We start from the raw sequence: 16,633 nt of genomic DNA, 5'->3' as shown, positions 1-16,633 counted from the left end.
AGGACCGTAACGATTGAGCCATGAGCCGACCTGATACCGGCCACGACCCTTCCGTGACCCTCCCGCAGCCCTCACGCGGCTCTCCCGCGGCCCGTCAGAGCGTCAGGAACGTCGCCACCAGCAGTCCCCCGCCGAGACCCACGAACGACCACGCCGTCCGCGGCAGCCGCAACCCCCCGCCCACCAGCGGCGCCGCCAGGAGCAGTGCCCCGCCGAGCGGCAGCCAGGCGTGCAGACCACCGCCCCAGCCCGTCCGCACGCCCTCGTCCGTACCCGGCTTCACCACCACCGGAATCGTCATCCCCGGTCCCGCCGCCACCGACCGCCCTATCGACAGCGTCCGGCGCTCCCCACCCGGCTCCCCGGGCACATAAGGCCCCCTGCACGACTCCTCGCCGCAGGCGGTCACCGTCAGCGTGCCGTGCTCCCGCCCCTTGCCGAGCAGCACGTGCTGGGCCGAGGCCCACGAGGCCCACACACCCGCGACGACGAGGAGCAGGGCGACCAGGGCCATGGCGGCGTTACGGACGTGCGTCATGACCCGCGATCGTACAGTCGTACGTCCGTACCGCCGGCCTCAGGAGCCGTACGTCCGTGTCGCCGGCCTCAGGAGTTGTACGCCGACTGCGCCCGCTCCAGACCCTCCGCCACCAGACACTCCACCGCGTCCGCCGCCCGGTCCACGAACCAGTCCAGATCCTTGCGCTCCGCCGACGAGAAGTCCTTCAGGACGAAGTCCGCCACCTGCATCCGGCCCGGCGGACGCCCGATCCCGCACCGCACCCGGTGGTAGTCCGCCCCCATCGCCTTCGTCATCGACTTCAGACCGTTGTGCCCGTTGTCGCCGCCGCCCAGCTTCAGCCGCAGCACCCCGTAGTCGACGTCCAGTTCGTCGTGGACCGCCACCACACGCGCCGTCGGCACCTTGTAGAAGTCGCGCAGCGCCGTCACCGGACCGCCCGACAGGTTCATGTACGACATCGGCTTCGCCAGCACCACCCGGCGGCTCGAAGGCCCCGGCGAACCCATGCGGCCCTCCACCACCTGCGCCTGCGCCTTCTGCGCCCGCTTGAACGAGCCGCGCATCCGCTCCGCGAGCAGGTCCACGACCATGAAGCCGATGTTGTGCCGGTTGGCCGCGTACTCCGGCCCCGGGTTGCCGAGGCCGACGATCAGCCAGGGGGCGTTGGCGTCGTCCGTCATGTGCGTCAGGTCTCCTCGTGTCCGTACAAGGGAAACGGGGTGACGGGCCGCACGGCCCGTCACCCCGTCACGTCAGGCAGAGCCTATGGCTCAGGCCTCGTCGCCCTCGGCGGCGGCCTCGACGGCCTCGCCCTCGGCGGCGGCCTCGTCACCCTCGGCGGCCGGCTCCTCGGCCTGCGCGGCCAGGACCTGGAGGACGACGGCGTCGGCGTCGGTCACCAGGGTGGTGCCCTTCGGGAGCTCGATGTCCTTGGCGAGGACGGAGGCACCGGCCTCCAGGCCCTCGACGGAGACCGAGAAGGACTCGGGCAGGTGGGTGGCCTCGGCCTCGACGGAGAGCGTGTTCAGCACGTGCTCAAGGAGGTTGCCACCGGCGGCCAGCTCGCCCTCGGCCTGCACCGGGACCTCGACGGTGACCTTCTCGCCGCGCTTCACGAGGATCAGGTCGACGTGCTCCAGGAAGCCCTTCAGCGGGTCGCGCTGCACGGCCTTCGGGATCGCCAGCTCCTGGCCCTTGCCGTCGATGTCGAGCGAGAGCAGGACGTTCGGCGTACGCAGGGCGAGCAGCAGCTCGTGGCCCGGGAGGGTCAGGTGGACCGGGTCCGTGCCGTGGCCGTAGAGCACGACGGGAACCTTGTTGTCACGGCGGATCTTGCGGGCCGCGCCCTTGCCGAACTCCGAACGGACGGAGGCGGCGATCTTGACCTCGGACATGTGGCACTCCTCGTAGAAGGTGACGGAAAGCGAAGTCACCCGGCCACGACTGGCGATGGCCTGCTACGAAGAGCGCGTCGATAACGGACCTGCCGTGACCCTCGAAGGGCACGGCCTCCCTCGCCGAGCAACCCCGGCAGTCTACCCGCCGCCCCCGAACCGCCCAAATGGATCAGCGCGAGCACGGGAGAGGGCCGCCTCCCCACCGGGGAAACGGCCCTCCCTGCTCCTCGTCCGGGGCTCAGTGCTCCTCGAAGAGGCTCGTCACCGAACCGTCCTCGAACACCTCGCGCACCGCGCGCGCGATCGTCGGCGCGATCGAGAGCACCGTGATCTTGTCCAGCTCCAGGGCGCCCGGAACCGGCAGCGTGTCCGTGAACACGAACTCGCTCACCTTCGAGTTCTTCAGACGGTCGGCCGCGGGACCCGACAGGATGCCGTGCGTCGCCGTCACGATCACGTCCTCCGCGCCGTGCGCGAACAGGGCGTCCGCCGCCGCGCAGATCGTGCCGCCCGTGTCGACCATGTCGTCCACCAGGACGCACACGCGGCCCTTCACGTCACCGACGACCTCGTGCACGGTCACCTGGTTCGCGACGTCCTTGTCACGCCGCTTGTGCACGATCGCGAGCGGCGCGTCCAGACGGTCGCACCAGCGGTCGGCGACCCGCACGCGACCCGCGTCCGGGGACACGATCGTCAGCTTCGAGCGGTCCACCTTCGCGCCCACGTAGTCCGCGAGCACCGGCAGCGCCGACAGGTGGTCCACCGGACCGTCGAAGAAGCCCTGGATCTGGTCCGTGTGCAGGTCCACCGTCAGGATCCGGTGCGCACCCGCCGTCTTCAGCAGGTCCGCCACCAGGCGCGCCGAGATCGGCTCGCGACCGCGGTGCTTCTTGTCCTGACGGGCGTAGCCGTACGACGGGATGATCACGGTGATGCTCCGGGCCGAGGCCCGCTTCAGAGCATCGATCATGATCAGCTGCTCCATGATCCACTTGTTGATCGGAGCCGTGTGGCTCTGGATCAGGAAGCAGTCCGCACCACGGGCCGACTCCTGGAAGCGGACGTAGATCTCACCGTTGGCGAAGTCGAACGCCTTGGTGGGAACGAGGCCGACGCCCAGCTGGTGCGCGACCTCCTCGGCCAGCTCGGGGTGGGCGCGGCCGGAGAAGAGCATCAGCTTCTTCTCGCCGGTCGTCTTGATCCCGGTCACAGCACTGTCTCCTCAGACGTGTTCCCTGGCCGCGATCCCCGCGCTCCCGTGCGCGTGAGCGAACCAGCCGAATTTGTGTGCACGTATCACGGTACGCCGAGTTCGGCGCACCTGTTTCCGGTCAGCTTTCGCCGACAGATCCCTCCGCGCCGGCCTGAGCGGCCTGCGCGGCAGCGCTGCCGGGCCGCTTCCGGGCGACCCAACCCTCGATATTCCGCTGCTGGCCCCGGGCCACGGCCAGAGCACCGGCCGGCACGTCCTTCGTGATCACGGATCCGGCGGCCGTGTAGGCCCCGTCCCCGATCGTGACAGGAGCCACAAACATGTTGTCCGAGCCCGTCTTGCAGTGGGACCCGATCGTGGTGTGGTGCTTCGCCTCGCCGTCGTAGTTCACGAAGACGCTCGCCGCGCCGATGTTCGTGTACTCGCCGATCGTCGCGTCGCCCACGTACGACAGGTGCGGGACCTTGGTCCCCTCGCCGATCGTCGCGTTCTTCATCTCGACGTACGTGCCCGCCTTGGCCTTCGCGCCCAGCTTCGTCCCCGGACGCAGATACGCGTACGGGCCCACCGAGGCGCCCGCGCCGACGGTGGCCGAATCCGCCACCGTGTTGTCCACCCGGGCCCCCGCGCCGACCGTCGTGTCCTTCAGGCGCGTGTTCGGGCCCACCACGGCGTCCTCACCGACGTGCGTGGCGCCGAGCAGCTGCGTACCCGGCAGGAGCACCGCGTCCGGCTCGAAGGTCACCGTCACGTCCACGAACACCGACGCCGGGTCGACGACCGTCACGCCGGCCAGCATCGCGCGCTCCAGGAGCCGCCGGTTCAGGAGCCCCCGGGCCTCGGCGAGCTGCACCCGGTTGTTGATCCCCAGGATCTCGCGGTGGTCGGCGGCCACGGAGGCGCCCACCCGGTGACCCGCCTCGCGCAGGATCGACAGCACGTCGGTGAGGTACTCCTCGCCCTGGCTGTTGTCCGTCCGCACCTTGCCCAGGGCCTCGGCGAGCAGCTTCCCGTCGAACGCGAAGACGCCGGAGTTGATCTCCTTGATCGCGCGCTGCTCGTCGGAGGCGTCCTTGTGCTCGACGATCTCCGTCACGGCGCCGGTCGCCGCGTCCCGCACGATCCGCCCGTACCCGGTCGAGTCGGGGACCTCGGCGCTCAGCACGGTGACGGCGTTGCCGTCGGCCGCGTGGGTGTCCGCCAGGGCGCGCAGGGTCCCGCCGGAGAGCAGCGGGGTGTCGCCGCAGACGACCACGACGGTCCCCGCGGGCGCCTCGCCCAGCTCCTCCAGGGCCGTCCGCACCGCGTGCCCGGTGCCGTTCTGCTCCTCCTGGACGGCGGTGCGGGTGCCGGCGTAGTGCTCCTCCAGGTGCCCCCGCACCTGCTCCCGCGCGTGCCCGACGACCACGACGAGGTGCTCGGGCTCCAGCTCCCGCGCGGCGGACACGACGTGCCCGACGAGCGAGCGCCCGGCGATCTCGTGCAGGACCTTGGGGGTCTTCGACTTCATGCGGGTGCCCTCACCCGCTGCGAGGACGACGACGGCTGCCAAGGGGGCCTCCCCTGTTCGAGCGAAGCCGAGAACTTGGGGGAGGTTGGCGCTCACGGGAATGCCCTTCGGCTTTGGGTGGTGGACGCACGAAGGATACCGGGGGGCCGGGGGGCGGACATGAGCGCGGGTCCTGACCTTGGAGGTCAGGACCCGCGACAGGGGGCTCCCGGAGAAGGATTCGAACCCTCATTCAATGGACCAAAACCATTTGTCCTGCCCTTAGACGATCCGGGATAGTTCGCCCGCTATGCCCGATTTCCGATCGAGGGAACCGGGACGGCCCCTACTATGCCGCACCAGGCACCTTCGATGCGACGGTACAGATCAACGTTCCCCAGGATTTGGATCACGAGGCAGCCGTGATAGCCGACGTCCATGTTCTTCCGGTTGGTCCGGGGGTTGTGGCGCTTGACGGTCGTCTTGTTGAAAGCCGAGGGGGCGGCGCCGACGAGATCGCCCCAGTACCGCTCGGCCTCGGCCGCGTCGGCGGTCTCGTGGATCATCACGCAGTACCTCCGGCGCTCGGGCCCGACCCCGAGGAGGTCGAGCCAGGCGGTGAAGACCCGGATCATGCCGGGGTCGCTGTTCACGAACACCACGCGTTCCCGGCGGTCGTACGGCTTGTCCTTCGAGCCCTCCGCCCAGTAGAGCCCCACGCCCAGCAGGAAGAGTTCCCGCTCCGACAGGGCTCCGATCTCCTCGGCGGCCGTGCGCTTGGTGGCCTCCCGTTCCTCCTCGCGCCGTCGCAGGGTCGCCTCCCAGCCCCGTCGGGCGATCGCGGATGCCTCCTCCGGGGTCCGCTTCCGTTCCGGCTTCGGCAGGTCCCGGACCCACAGGGAGATCGAGCTCTTCGAGCAGCCCAGTTCGACCTGGATCTGGTCGTACGTCCTGCCCTCCAGGCGCAGCTCGCGGGCACGGGCCCGTAGGTCGTCCTTGGCGTTCGGGCGCTTGGTCCACTCCGGCGGGGGCTCGCCCTCCAGGAGGCGGTTGAGGATGTCGTTGTTGTCGACGTGGAGGCGGTCCCGGATCTGGCGGCGGCTGAGACCTTCGCGGCGGAGCGCGATCGCCTGCTCGCGCAGGTTCTCGAAGTCCGCGTACTTGCCCGTGGCGGTTGTCATACGGACACCCTCGTCCGGAATCCGGACGTCCGCGTCGAAAACTCTGGCGATTCAACGGTTCGAGGGACTGGTGTGCGCAGCGTTGACGGGAGGCGTGGCGGGCATGGGGGCGCCCGTAGGGTGGTGGGCATGACCGTAACGGGGGCAGATCGGGGCGCCGCGGGCGTCGGGGGCCGGTGGTGGGGGAGACGGCGGAGCGCCGTTCTCGACGTGGGGCTGGGGGGCGTGTCCGCGCTCGAGTGCGGGCTCGAAGGGGTCGGGTTCGCGGAGAAGGCCGCGCTGCCGGTGCCCCTGGGCGTGGTGTTCGGGCTGCTCGTCGGCTCCGTGCTCGTCGTGCGCCGGCGCTGGCCCATCGCCGTCGTCCTCGTGTCGATCGCCGTCGCGCCCGCCGAGATGGGCTTCCTGATGGGGATCGTCGGGCTCTACACGCTCGCCGCCTCCGACGTGCCGCGCCGGATCACCGTCGTGCTCGCCGGGATGTCGACGACGGCCGTGTTCGTCGTGACGGTGGTCTCGCTGCGGCAGGACATCGCCCGGGCCGAGCTGGGGACGAGCAGCTGGTACGTGCCGGGCATGGCGCTCCTGCTGACCCTCGGGCTCAACGCGCCGCCGCTGCTCCTCGGCCTCTACATAGGGGCCCGCCGCCGGCTCATGGAGAGCCTGCGGGAGCGGGCGGACAGTCTGGAGCAGGAGTTGTCGCTCCTCGCGGACCGGGCCGAGCAGCAGGCCCAGTGGGCGCGGCAGGAGGAGCGGACGCGGATCGCGCGCGAGATGCACGACGTGGTGGCGCACCGGGTGTCGCTGATGGTGGTGCACGCGGCCGCGCTCCAGGCGGTGGCCCTGAAGGATCCGCAGAAGGCCGTGAAGAACGCGGCGCTCGTCGGTGACATGGGCCGGCAGGCGCTGACGGAGCTGCGGGAGATGCTGGGTGTGCTGCGGGAGGGGACCGTTCCGTCCGCTCCGGCGCCGGTGCCGCTGGCGGCGGTCGGCCGGGCCGCCGCGGCCGCCGCGGAGGCCGCGGCGGAGGACGGGCCGTGCCTGGACGCCCTGGAGGCGCTGTGCGAGCAGTCGCGGCTCGCGGGGACGGTCGTGGAGCTGGTGGTGAGGGGCGAGGTGCGCGCGTATCCGGCGGAGGTGGAGCGTACGGCGTACCGGGTGGTGCAGGAGGCGCTGACCAACGTCCACAAGCACGCGGCGGGCGCCGAGGTAGTGGTGCGTCTGGCGCACCGGGGGTCGGAGGTGGCGATGCAGGTGGAGAACGGTCCGTGTCCCTCGGACGCGGGGGCTTCCGGCGTCGGTCTGCCGAGCGGGGGGAACGGGCTGGTGGGGATGCGGGAGCGGGTGTCCCGGCTGGGCGGCGCGTTCGTGTCCGGTCCGACGGACGCGGGTGGTTTCAAGGTGTCGGCGGTGCTGCCGCTCGCCTCCGACGGGGCGTAGGGGTCCCGCCCCGTACGTCCTGTCCTGTCCGTCCTGCCTCGTCCGTCCTGCCCCGTCCGTCCTACCCCGTCGTCAGGCGTGTCGGCCGGGCTCCGGTGACGAGGGTGGAGAGGGCCGCGTCGATGTCCTTGCCGAGGTACCAGTCGCCCGCGTGGTCGAGGCTGTAGACGCGTCCTTCGGCGTCCATGGCGAGGACCGCCTGGTGGTCGCCCTCCTCGCCGAGGGGGGCGAGTTCGGTCTCCAGGGCGCGGCCGAGGTCGGCGAGGGTGCGGGAGAGGTGGAGGCCGGCGAGGGGGTCGAAGCGGACGGCGGCGGGCGCTATCTGCCGGCCGTGGCCGGGGGCGGTGACGCGCAGGCCGCCGAATTCGGCCCAGGCCTCGACGACGGCGGGGAAGACGCTGTGCCGGTGGCCGGCGGGGGAGACGTGGGCGCGCAGGGCGTCGGCCCATTCCTCGGCGCGTTCGATGTCCCAGCGGCCGGGCTGCCAGCCGGCCTCGCGGAGGGCGGCGTCGACGTTGACCGGGAACCGGGTGGTGCTGTGGTCGGGCATGGGGGTGGGGTCAGCCGTTCTCGACGGGTGTGGTGGGGTCGACGGCGCGGACGCCGAAGTGGGCGAGCATCGCCGTGCAGGAGCGGCAGGGCGGTGCGTAGCTTCCGTGCAGCGGGTCGCCGTCCTCGCGGATGTGCCGTGCGGTGAGCTTGGCGTGCTTGAGGGAGCGGCGGGCCTCTCCGTGGGTGAGCGGTTTGCGCTGGGCGCGTCGGGAGCGTCCGCTCTCGGCGGCGGCGAGGTGCCGGGAGAGCAGGATGGCCTCGGGACACCGTCCGGTGAACCGTTCCCGCTGGCCGCTGGTGAGGGTGTCCAGGAAGTCCTGGACGAGCGGGTGCAGGGCGGGCGGGCGGTCGCCGCGGCCCGCGGTGCCGGTGAGGGTCTCGCCGCGTACGGAGAGGGCGGCGCCCACGGTGGGGAGGATTCCGTCGCGGCGGTGACGCAGTAAGGGGGCGCGGCCGGCCTCGGCGCTGCTGCTCCAGTTGAGGCGTGGGTCACCCTGTGTGGGCGTCGGTGCTGCGTGCATGGTGCTGGTCTTCCCCTCCTGCAATTCCCCCGAGTTGCGTGGACAGCCTGCCAAACAGGGAGCCACATGGGGAAGCTGGGGCGGCGTAACGCGCTTTCGGTGTGTCGGAATCATGGTGTGTCTGTCATGGGGTCGTGACGTTTGGTCACCGCCGGATCGGGCCGGTTCGGCCTCTTGTGGCAGCGCATAGGCTGTGCGGCATCAGTCGGCGGCGGTCAGCGGTCCGGCTGTCGGTAGCAGCAGTCAGCGACGCCATGCAGGGGGCAACCGCCATGACGACAGGTCGGCTCGGCCAGGACACCGCGCCACCGAACGCGGCCTACGCCGGGCAGGTCGTGCACTTTCCGGATCCGGTCCGTGCTTCCCGGCACCCCAGGGGGGTGCGGGTGGACGGGCGCGGCTACCCGGACTTCTCGCCGTACGCGCGCGCGGCGGCGGAGATCGCGGATCCGCCGGAGGGTTTCGGCGTCGACGAGCTGCGGCTCACGGACTACGTGTCGGCGAACGCGGCGATGGCCGCGACCGGTCACGAGCTGTGGGACACGATTCCGGCGGTGGCGACGCCGCACGGCTGGACCTGGCACCACGTGGCGCACGGTCGCCGGATGGAGCTGGTGCCGGTCGAGGTGAAGGCGTTGCTGCGGCACCACGGCGGGGTGGCGACGGCGGCCGTCGACCAGACGAAGCGGGGCACGCGTCCGTTGCAGGAGACGCGGCCGGCGCACTTCGGGCTGCCGAAGGGCCGGGTGTCGGTGTCGGAGCAGCAGCTCCAGGGCGTCGAGGAGGACCTGGGCTACCGGCTTCCGGGGGCGTACCGCTCGTTCCTGAGGGCGGCGGGCGGGTGCGCCCCGGTGGGGGTGGCGCTGGACGCGGAGCTGGGGCTCCTGGTGGACCAGCCGTTCTTCACGGTGCGGGAGGAGGCCGGGATCAACGACCTCGTGTACGTGAACAAGTGCCTGCGCGACCATCTGACGAAGGACTATCTGGGCGTCGCGTTCGTGCAGGGCGGTCTGATCGCCCTGAAGGTGCGGGGTGCCGCGGTCGGTTCGGTGTGGTTCTGCGCGTACGACGACGCGCGGGACGCCGGTGAGGTGGCGGCGGGCTGGTCGGTGGACGAGCGGGTGGAGCGGCTGCTGCTGCCCTGCGGCGCGGACTTCGACGCGTTCCTCCAGCGGCTCGCGGGCAATCCGCCGGAGCTGGAGACGGTGGCGAACCTGATGGTGGACGGCGGCTTCGCGCGCGCCGTGCCCGTGGTCCCGGTGGGGGAGTGAGCTGGCTGTGGTGACGTTCGCGCAGGCGCAGGAGCGCGCCGAGGAGTGGATCAACGGCGATCTGCCGGGCTATCAGCACCGTGAGGTGCGGGTGCGGGAGTTCGAGTCGGGGTTCGTGGTGTGGGCGGAGGACCGCGAGGGCGGTCCGACGTCGGACGGCGGGCGCCAGCGGCTCGTGATCGCGCGGGACAGCGGTGAGGCGACGCTGTGGCCGGGGCTGCCGGTGGGCGAGGTGATCCGGCGGTACGAGGAGGAGTACGGGTCCGCGGAGGAGGTGCCGGCGCAGGCGGCGGTGCCGGCGGCGCGGATCGATCTGAACCAGACGTCGTTCCTGCTGACTCCGCCGGAGTGGTTGCAGGACGCGGCGGACAAGGTCGGGCTGCCGCGGGAGGAGGCGCACGCCTCGCAGGAGAGCGCGAGCGCGTCGGGTCCGGTGGACGACGTGTCGGACGTGGTGGAGGGGGCGGGCGGGACGGGTCCGGTGCCGTCGGTGTCGGAGGCGTCGTCGGCGTCTTCGGGTTCCTCGGCGTCTTCGGGCTCCTTCGCTTCCCCTGTGTTCCCGGGGGCTTCCGCTTCCTCCGGGGCTTCTGTGTCCTCCGGGGCGTCGGCGGTGTCGTCCGAGGCCTCGGTGGATTCCGCGTCCTCGGTGGATTCCGCGTCCGAGTCGGCGTCGGTGTCCTCGCCCTCGTCCCCCTCCTTCTCGTCCTCGCCCTCGTCCTCGTCGGAGGCCTCCGGGGCCACGGGTGCCCCGGCGTCCGGCGCCGCCTCCGACGACGCCTACGAGCCGACCGCGATGGACGGCGTCCCGGCGGCTCCGGCGGCCCCGCCGGGTCCCGCCGCGCCGCCCGCTCCCGGGTCCGTGGGCAGCCCGTGGGTGGACGCGAACGCGAGTTCCGGGGGTGCGGACGGGGCGGTGCCGCTGCCCGCGACCGTCTTCGCGCCGCCGCTGTCGGGGACGGACGACGAGGACGCCCCGCCGCCGGTGGTGGGTGCCGACGCGCCGACGGCCCTGATGAAGGGGGGCAGCGCGCTGCCGCCGACCGCCGTCGCGCCCCGGCTCGACCCGGCCGCGCCGGCCCCGCCGGGCGTCACCCCGGCGACCCCGCCGGTCCCGCCCGGCCCCGGCGCCCCGCCGCCTCCGCCGTCCGCGCCCCCGGGTGCCGGTGGCGGGGCCGGGGACATCGCGGACGCCGCGACGAGCAAGGCCACGCCGCCGCCGAAGAGCGGGCGCGGTCCGGCCGGTCCGCCGCCCCCGCCGAGCGCCCCGGGCGTGCCGGGGGCGTCGTCGGGCGGCAACGCGTACATCCCGACGCAGCTGGTGTCGCAGCTCGGGCCCGACGGCCCGCAGCCGCCGCAGCCGCCCGTGCGGCCGGGTCCGCCCGGTCCTCCCGGGCCGCCGCCCGCGCCGCCGGGTCCGGTGACGCCGCCGCAGCCCGTGCACCACGCGGCGACGATGCTGGCGCAGCCCGGTCCGGGCGCGCCTCCGCCGCCCCCGCCGCCGCCGGGCGTGCCCGGTACGCCTCCGGGCGGTGTCGCGCACGCCGCGACGATGCTGGCGCACCCGGGTCCCGGTGGTCCGGCGGGTCCGCCGCCCCCGCCCGCCCCGGCGCCGCCGGTGCACGGCGGGCACACGCCGCCGCCCGCGTACGGGTATCCGCAGCAGCCGCCGGGGCAGCCGACGGTCGGTCCGGGCTATCAGGCGGTGCTGCGCTACCGGGCGCCGGACGGTTCCGAGGCGCAGATCATCCGGCGTTCGGCGCCCGGCACCCCGCACCCGGAGTGGCAGATCCTGCACGAGCTGCGGGCGATGAACGTGCCGCCGCAGCAGGTGCTCGAACTGCACACGGAACTGGCGTCGTGCGAGCTGCCGGGTGGTTACTGCGCGCGGATGATCCGGGAGACGTGGCCGCAGGCGCGGATCACCAGCATCGCCCCGTACGGCCGTGACCACGCGGGCCGGCAGCAGGGGATGCGTCAACTGCTGACCCATCAGGGCGAGTTGCACCAGGTCGCGGACGGTCCGGCGCGGCCGGCCCCGGTGCGGGCGCCGCTGCCGCCGGTGCAGCCGGCACCGCCGGTCCCGCCGGAGGCGGTCGCGCAGGAGCTGGCCGGGGCGTTCGGTCCGGGCGTCCTCCGCTTCGACCAGCGGGCGGTGTCGCGGCAGGGCGTGCCGGAGCTGGTGGCGCGCACGCTGGTGTGGGCGGGTCTGCCGGCGGACTTCGGTCCGTTCTTCTGGGCGCAGCCGGCGGTGCCGGTGGTGCCGACACTGGCCGAGCTGGCGGCGCAGCGGCAGGTTCCGGCCGCGCCGGACGCGAGCTCGTACCTGGTGCTCGGTTCGGACTTCGGGCGGGCGATCTGCGTCCAGTACGGGACCGCGCACATCGTGGCGGTGCCGGTGGAGGCCGGTCCGGGCGGGCAGTCGGTGCCGCCGCAGTTCGTGAACACCGGGCTTCCGGAGTTCACGCGCTCGATGGCGCTGCTCGGCCGGATGTGGCGGCTGCGGTTCGGGCTCAATCCGGAGCAGGCGGGCCGCTGGACGGTGGACTTCCAGGCGCAGCTGGCGATGCTGGACCCGGCGGCGCTCGCGTCGCCGGAGAACTGGTGGTCGGTGCTCCTGGAGCAGATGTGGGACGGCCTGCTCTGACCCGGATCTGACCCGGATCCGACCCGGCTCCGACTCCGTCCGGACTATGGTGGGACTGAATGTGACGAAAGGCGCTCGGCGTGTGTACACGTTGGGCGTCTTTTGTCCGTTCTCATGGCGCATCCTGGAAGTTCGGGCCAGAGGGAAGGGACGCCAGGGATGAGTTTCGCTGTCGGGCGGGGACGGGGTTACCGCCCCGAGCAGGTCGACCGCTTCCTCGCCGTGCTCTCCGACGAGGGCGACGGCGCCCACGAGCGGGAGGCGTGGCTCACCGCTCTCGTGGCGGAGCGGGAGGCGGAGCTCGTACGGCTCCGGGAGACCGCCGAGGCGCTGCCGCCGCAGCGGTACGAGTCGCTCGGCGAGCGGGCGCGGAAGATCCTGGAGTTCGCCGAGGCGGAGGACGAGGCGCTCGTGCGCGCCGCCGAGGCCGACGCGCAGGCCCTCGCCGAGGCGGCCGACGCGGCGGCCCGGGAGGCGGCGGAGTCGGCGCGGGCGTACGCGGAGGGCGTCCGCGAGGCGGCGGAGGCGAAGGCCCGCGCGACCCTGGAGACGGCCCGGGGACGGGCCGGGGAGCTGGCGACGGAGGTGGACCGCGAGGCGGAGGAGCTGCGGTCGGCGGCCCGGGAGGCCTTCGAGGAGACCGAGCGGCGCGCGGCGGAACTCCTGGCGGCGCAGGAGGCCGAGCAGAAGGCGGTACGGGAGGAGGCCGAGCGCGAGGAGGAGGCGCGGGCGGCCGAACTCGACGCGCGCCACGAGGAGCTGTTCGGTCGCGCGGAGGCCCGTCTCGCGGAGGCCCGCCGGGCCCTGTCGGAGACCGAGGAGCAGGCCCGGCACGGCCAGGAGGACGCGGACGCGAAGGCGTCGGAGCTGCTCACCCAGGCCCGTCTGGAGGCCGAGCGGATCGAGCGCGCGACGGAGCGGATCCTGCGGGAGCACGAGGAGGCGCGGGACGAGATGCACTCCCACATGGAGCACATCCGCGACTCCCTCGCGGCCCTGACGGGCCGGGGGCCGACACCGGAGCCGGAGCCGGAGCGGGAGCGGGGCCAGGAGTAGGCACCGGAAGCGGCCGGCTCTGCCTGGGCGGAAGGGCCGGGTCCGGAGCCGGCGGGTCGGGCGGCCGGCTCCGGGCGTACCCGCCTCGGCGAAGGACCCGGCCCCGGACTCGTAACCGGGCGGCCGGCTCCGGGCGTACCTGCCCCGGCGAGGACCCGGACTCGTAACCGGCCCCGGCCGGGCGACAGTGGGCAACTCGCCCCGCCGGAAGGGAAATCGCGTCGCGCGGCACCGTCCCGCCCGTTTAGCTTCCCACCCATGATCATGAAGCTGACGGCCGTCACCCTCGACTGCGCCGACCCCCTCGCCCTGGCCGACTTCTACCACCGGGCCACCGGTCTGCCGCTCCACGACCGTTCGACCGCCGAGTTCGCGGGCCTCTCCCGGGGGCCCGCCGGGTCCGGGCTCTTCCTCGGCTTCCAGCGGGTCGAGGGCTATCGGCCCCCGTCCTGGCCCGGTCAGGACGTACCGCAGCAACTACACCTGGACTTCGACGTCGACGACTTCGACGAGGCGGAGGCCCGGCTCGTCGCCCTGGGCGCGACCGTCCTCGCCGACCAGCCCCGGCCCGACCGCTGGCGGGTCCTCCTGGACCCGGCCGGCCATCCCTTCTGCCTGACGATTCCACGTACCGCGTGAGGACCCTCAGGCGAGGACGCACTCCGCCCACACCGTCTTCCCCGGTGCCAGGAGCTCGGGCACCGGCCCCGGCGGGCGGCGAGCCCGTCGACGAGCAGCAGCCCCCGGCCCCCGTCCGCGAGTTCCGGACCGCGGCCGGGGAGCTGTCCGGGCCGGGGCGGTACGCGCTCGGAGCGGGTGTCGCCGACCTCGATCCGGGCGAGGGGCCGGGGGTTCTCCGTGATCCGCAGCAGCAGGTGGAAGTCCCGCCCCGGCACGTGCCCGTGCCGCACCGCGTTCGCCGCCGGTTCGGCGGCGACCAGGACGACGGCCTCGTGCGCCTCCGTCCCGTACGGCACGCCCCACTCGTCCCATCGCACCCCGGCGAGCCGCCGCGCGAGCCGGGCGCCCCGGGTGGTGGACGTGAATTGCAGGCTGAAGATCCTGTCGCCGAAGTAGGGCGAGCAGCAAGAGGACGGAACGGGAGGAGTTCGGCAAACGGCCGGGCTACTCGGCCTCCACGATCGCGTCGTTCGAGCAGGGCCGGAGGATCCCGCCACCGCGCGCGATCGACCGCTCGGACGAGGTGCTGAACGCGGGTGGGCTGCTGGCGGTGTGGAAGGAACAGTCGGAGAAGGCGCAGTATCCGCCGTTCTTCCAAGGCATGGCGCAGCTGGAGAAGCGGGCGATGGAGCTGCTGGGAACGTCGAAATCCAGGTCGTGCCCCTCGACTGCGCGGAAAATGCGGGCGTGGACGGACCGTTCACCGTCATCACTCGCGAGGACGGCAAGAGGTTCGTCTATGCCGAGGCCCAGGGCAACAGTGTCCTGGAGACCGACCCCAAGCAGGCCGTTCTCGCCGCAGCCCGCTATGGGATCATCCGGGCACAGGCCCTCAACCCCCGAGAGTCGCTTGAGTTCATCGGGAAGTTGTCGGGAGAGCTATGAACGACACGGAAGCCCTCGCCTGGTTCAAGAGCAGCCACAGCGGCGGCGAGGGCGGCGACTGCGTCGAGATCGCGGCCGGCGCGGGAGCCGTGCACGTTCGTGACTCCAAGGACGTGGCCCGGCCGGCCCTCCGAGTCTCGCACGACGCGTGGGCCGGGTTCGTCGGTCTCGCCTCTGCGGAGTAGTGCAACCGCCGCTTGTACGGGGTCACTCCTCGCGCCCCGCCCCCTCCCCCAGCACCGGGAAGCGGCGGGGCGCGAGGGTGAGCAGGACCAGGAGGGCCAGGGCCGCCGCTCCCGCCGCGCCCAGGTAGACGTAGTCCACCGCCGCGTCGACCGCGCGCCGCAGGAGGTCCGTCGTCGCGGGTGGCAGGGAGTCGGGGGAGTCCAGGGCGCGGGCCAGGGCGTCCAGGTCGCCGTCGCCTCCGAGGCGGGCCGCCAGGACGCCGTTGGCGACGGCGCCGAAGACGGCCGCGCCGACGCTCTGGCCGACCTGGCGGCAGAAGAGGACGGAGGCGGTGGTCGTGCCCCGCTCCCCGTACGGGACGGTCGACTGGACGCCGACGATCAGCGGCAGTTGGAAGAGGCCGAGGGCCGCGCCGAGCAGCAGCATCAGGAGGGCGGGCTGCCAGGGTTCCCCGGGGAACGGGAGGAGCGGGAAGGCGAGCAGGACGAGCAGCGCGCCGGAGATGCCGAGGACGGCGGTGAGCCGGAAGCCGATGCGGGTGTAGACCCGGTTCGAGAGCGCCGCGCTGACGGGCCAGCTCAGGGTCATCACCGACAGGACGAACCCGGCCGCGATTGGGCCGAGGCCCAGGACGGACTGGGCGTACGTGGGGAGGAAGACGGTCGGGGCGACCATGAGCAGGCCGAGGGCCCCGAGCGCGAGGTTGACGGCGGCGATCGTGCGGCGGCGCCAGACCCAGCCGGGGATGATCGGCTCGGCGGCGCGCCGCTCGACCAGGACGGTCACGGCGCCGAGGGCGGCGGCCCCGCCGAGGAGTCCGAGGGAGGGCGCCGAGAGCCAGGGCCAGGCGACGCCGCCCTGGACGAGCGCGGTGAGCAGCAGGACGCCGGTGGTGAAGACGCAGAGCGCGCCGGCCCAGTCGATCCGTACGCGCGCGCGTGGCGCGGTCCGCTCCGGTTCGACCAGGTGGCGGCAGACCAGCCACAGGGCGACGAGGCCGATCGGCAGGTTGATCAGGAAGATCCAGCGCCAGTCGGCGTAGCCCGCGAGGAGGCCGCCGGCGGCCGGGCCCGCGACGGCGGAGGCGGCCCAGACGGAGGACAGTCTCGCCTGGATCTTCGGGCGTTCCTTCAGCGGGTACAGGTCGGCGGCGATCGTCTGGACCGTGCCCTGGAGCGCGCCGCCGCCGAGGCCCTGGACGACCCGGAAGGCGATGAGGGACGCCATGTTCCAGGCGGACGCGCACAGCAGGGAGCCGATCAGGAAGAGGACGATCCCGGCGACGAGGACCGGTTTGCGGCCGAAGGTGTCGCTGAGCTTCCCGTAGACGGGGAGGGTGACGGTGACGGCGAGCAGGTAGCCGGAGAACAGCCAGGAGAAGACGGCGAGTCCGCCGAGGTCGCCGACGATCTGCGGGACGGCCGTGGACACGATCGTGCCGTCGATGGCGGCGAGCCCCATCCCGAGCATGAGCGCGGCGACGACGGGTCCCCGGCGCGCGGGTGCGGAGGCGGGGGCGGGGCCGGTCCCGGCCCGTGTCGTCGACGGCTCGGTCACCGTACGCCCTTCCTTTCTTCGTACACCTAAATTCCGG

General features: G+C 73.0%; 15 protein-coding genes, 1 tRNA gene and 2 pseudogenes. 7 read left to right on the top strand and 11 right to left on the bottom strand.

The window, feature by feature from the left end; translation table 11 throughout:
• Positions 1-94: 94 nt before the first annotated feature.
• The 7 genes from ACFY7E_RS20000 to ACFY7E_RS19970 form a co-directional block, all read right to left on the bottom strand.
• Positions 95-538 (bottom strand): hypothetical protein, encoded by a 444-nt coding sequence (locus ACFY7E_RS20000; RefSeq protein WP_383445722.1) that lies wholly within the window; start codon positions 536-538, stop codon positions 95-97.
• A 68-nt stretch (positions 539-606) separates the two neighbouring features.
• On the bottom strand, positions 607-1,203 hold the full coding sequence (pth, locus tag ACFY7E_RS19995; RefSeq protein ID WP_389486619.1) for an aminoacyl-tRNA hydrolase: 597 nt from the start codon (positions 1,201-1,203) through the stop codon (positions 607-609).
• A gap of 90 nt (positions 1,204-1,293) precedes the next feature.
• A complete protein-coding gene (locus ACFY7E_RS19990) occupies positions 1,294-1,917 on the bottom strand; it encodes a 50S ribosomal protein L25/general stress protein Ctc (RefSeq protein WP_383445716.1) in 624 nt (207 codons plus the stop codon).
• A gap of 241 nt (positions 1,918-2,158) precedes the next feature.
• Entirely contained in the window at positions 2,159-3,133 is a 975-nt protein-coding gene (locus ACFY7E_RS19985) for a ribose-phosphate diphosphokinase (protein ID WP_030216703.1), read from the bottom strand.
• A 121-nt stretch (positions 3,134-3,254) separates the two neighbouring features.
• On the bottom strand, positions 3,255-4,688 hold the full coding sequence (gene glmU / locus ACFY7E_RS19980) for a bifunctional UDP-N-acetylglucosamine diphosphorylase/glucosamine-1-phosphate N-acetyltransferase GlmU (RefSeq protein ID WP_389486616.1): 1,434 nt from the start codon (positions 4,686-4,688) through the stop codon (positions 3,255-3,257).
• 163 nt (positions 4,689-4,851) lie between these two features.
• Positions 4,852-4,922, bottom strand: a tRNA-Gln gene (locus ACFY7E_RS19975).
• 11 nt (positions 4,923-4,933) lie between these two features.
• A complete protein-coding gene (locus ACFY7E_RS19970; protein ID WP_389486614.1) occupies positions 4,934-5,806 on the bottom strand; it encodes a hypothetical protein in 873 nt (290 codons plus the stop codon).
• A gap of 129 nt (positions 5,807-5,935) precedes the next feature.
• Between ACFY7E_RS19970 and ACFY7E_RS19965 the strand changes: the two genes are divergently transcribed.
• Positions 5,936-7,243, top strand: a complete 1,308-nt coding sequence (locus tag ACFY7E_RS19965) for a sensor histidine kinase (protein WP_389486611.1) — start codon at positions 5,936-5,938, stop codon at positions 7,241-7,243.
• A gap of 61 nt (positions 7,244-7,304) precedes the next feature.
• Here the strand turns inward: ACFY7E_RS19965 and ACFY7E_RS19960 are convergent, their stop codons facing one another.
• Both ACFY7E_RS19960 and ACFY7E_RS19955 read right to left on the bottom strand, forming a co-directional pair.
• Entirely contained in the window at positions 7,305-7,793 is a 489-nt protein-coding gene (locus ACFY7E_RS19960) for an SUKH-3 domain-containing protein (RefSeq protein WP_389486609.1), read from the bottom strand.
• 10 nt (positions 7,794-7,803) lie between these two features.
• Positions 7,804-8,316, bottom strand: coding sequence for a YwqJ-related putative deaminase (locus tag ACFY7E_RS19955; protein ID WP_383444220.1), 513 nt, complete (start codon positions 8,314-8,316; stop codon positions 7,804-7,806).
• 272 nt (positions 8,317-8,588) lie between these two features.
• Here ACFY7E_RS19955 and ACFY7E_RS19950 point away from each other — a divergent pair, with 272 nt between their 5' ends.
• The 4 genes from ACFY7E_RS19950 (at position 8,589) to ACFY7E_RS19935 (ending at position 13,926) form a co-directional block, all read left to right on the top strand.
• Entirely contained in the window at positions 8,589-9,587 is a 999-nt protein-coding gene (locus tag ACFY7E_RS19950; RefSeq protein WP_389486607.1) for an SMI1/KNR4 family protein, read from the top strand.
• Between the two features lie 7 nt (positions 9,588-9,594).
• Positions 9,595-12,231: an SUKH-4 family immunity protein gene (locus ACFY7E_RS19945; RefSeq protein ID WP_389486605.1), complete on the top strand. Its 2,637-nt coding sequence runs from the start codon at positions 9,595-9,597 to the stop codon at positions 12,229-12,231.
• Between the two features lie 159 nt (positions 12,232-12,390).
• Positions 12,391-13,287, top strand: a complete 897-nt coding sequence (locus ACFY7E_RS19940; RefSeq protein WP_389486604.1) for a cellulose-binding protein — start codon at positions 12,391-12,393, stop codon at positions 13,285-13,287.
• A 258-nt stretch (positions 13,288-13,545) separates the two neighbouring features.
• The gene (locus tag ACFY7E_RS19935; RefSeq protein WP_389486602.1) at positions 13,546-13,926 is read left to right on the top strand and encodes a VOC family protein; all 381 of its coding nucleotides are present in this window, start codon (positions 13,546-13,548) and stop codon (positions 13,924-13,926) included.
• A 137-nt stretch (positions 13,927-14,063) separates the two neighbouring features.
• On the opposite strand, the pseudogene ACFY7E_RS19930 reads toward ACFY7E_RS19935, so the two are convergent.
• Positions 14,064-14,198 (bottom strand): annotated as a pseudogene (locus ACFY7E_RS19930) (ATP-binding protein); the annotation flags it as partial.
• Positions 14,199-14,383: 185 nt separating this feature from the next.
• Between ACFY7E_RS19930 and ACFY7E_RS19925 the strand changes: the two are divergent.
• Positions 14,384-14,853, top strand: a pseudogene (locus ACFY7E_RS19925) (Scr1 family TA system antitoxin-like transcriptional regulator); the annotation flags it as partial.
• Entirely contained in the window at positions 14,850-15,038 is a 189-nt protein-coding gene (locus ACFY7E_RS19920; protein WP_389486600.1) for a DUF397 domain-containing protein, read from the top strand. The pseudogene ACFY7E_RS19925 and the gene ACFY7E_RS19920, both read left to right, overlap by 4 nt.
• A gap of 22 nt (positions 15,039-15,060) precedes the next feature.
• On the opposite strand, the gene ACFY7E_RS19915 is transcribed toward ACFY7E_RS19920, so the two are convergent.
• The gene (locus tag ACFY7E_RS19915) at positions 15,061-16,596 is read right to left on the bottom strand and encodes an MFS transporter (protein ID WP_389486598.1); all 1,536 of its coding nucleotides are present in this window, start codon (positions 16,594-16,596) and stop codon (positions 15,061-15,063) included.
• Positions 16,597-16,633 lie beyond the last annotated feature (37 nt).

The sequence above is a fragment of the Streptomyces sp. NPDC012825 genome (assembly GCF_042900925.1).
In the GTDB taxonomy this organism is placed as follows: domain Bacteria; phylum Actinomycetota; class Actinomycetes; order Streptomycetales; family Streptomycetaceae; genus Streptomyces.
Note: the sequence above shows the minus strand (reverse complement) of the source record. Positions and strands in the feature narration are given on the sequence as shown.

Coding starts and splice junctions, on each gene's coding strand:
- pth (WP_389486619.1), bottom strand. CDS start 1,203: ATGACGGACGACGCCAACGCCCCCTGGCTGATCGTCGGCCTCGGCAAC.
- ACFY7E_RS19950 (WP_389486607.1), top strand. CDS start 8,589: ATGACGACAGGTCGGCTCGGCCAGGACACCGCGCCACCGAACGCGGCC.
- ACFY7E_RS19940 (WP_389486604.1), top strand. CDS start 12,391: ATGAGTTTCGCTGTCGGGCGGGGACGGGGTTACCGCCCCGAGCAGGTC.
- ACFY7E_RS19920 (WP_389486600.1), top strand. CDS start 14,850: ATGAACGACACGGAAGCCCTCGCCTGGTTCAAGAGCAGCCACAGCGGC.
- ACFY7E_RS19935 (WP_389486602.1), top strand. CDS start 13,546: ATGATCATGAAGCTGACGGCCGTCACCCTCGACTGCGCCGACCCCCTC.
- ACFY7E_RS19965 (WP_389486611.1), top strand. CDS start 5,936: ATGACCGTAACGGGGGCAGATCGGGGCGCCGCGGGCGTCGGGGGCCGG.
- ACFY7E_RS20000 (WP_383445722.1), bottom strand. CDS start 538: ATGACGCACGTCCGTAACGCCGCCATGGCCCTGGTCGCCCTGCTCCTC.
- ACFY7E_RS19955 (WP_383444220.1), bottom strand. CDS start 8,316: ATGCACGCAGCACCGACGCCCACACAGGGTGACCCACGCCTCAACTGG.
- ACFY7E_RS19990 (WP_383445716.1), bottom strand. CDS start 1,917: ATGTCCGAGGTCAAGATCGCCGCCTCCGTCCGTTCGGAGTTCGGCAAG.
- ACFY7E_RS19970 (WP_389486614.1), bottom strand. CDS start 5,806: ATGACAACCGCCACGGGCAAGTACGCGGACTTCGAGAACCTGCGCGAG.
- ACFY7E_RS19960 (WP_389486609.1), bottom strand. CDS start 7,793: ATGCCCGACCACAGCACCACCCGGTTCCCGGTCAACGTCGACGCCGCC.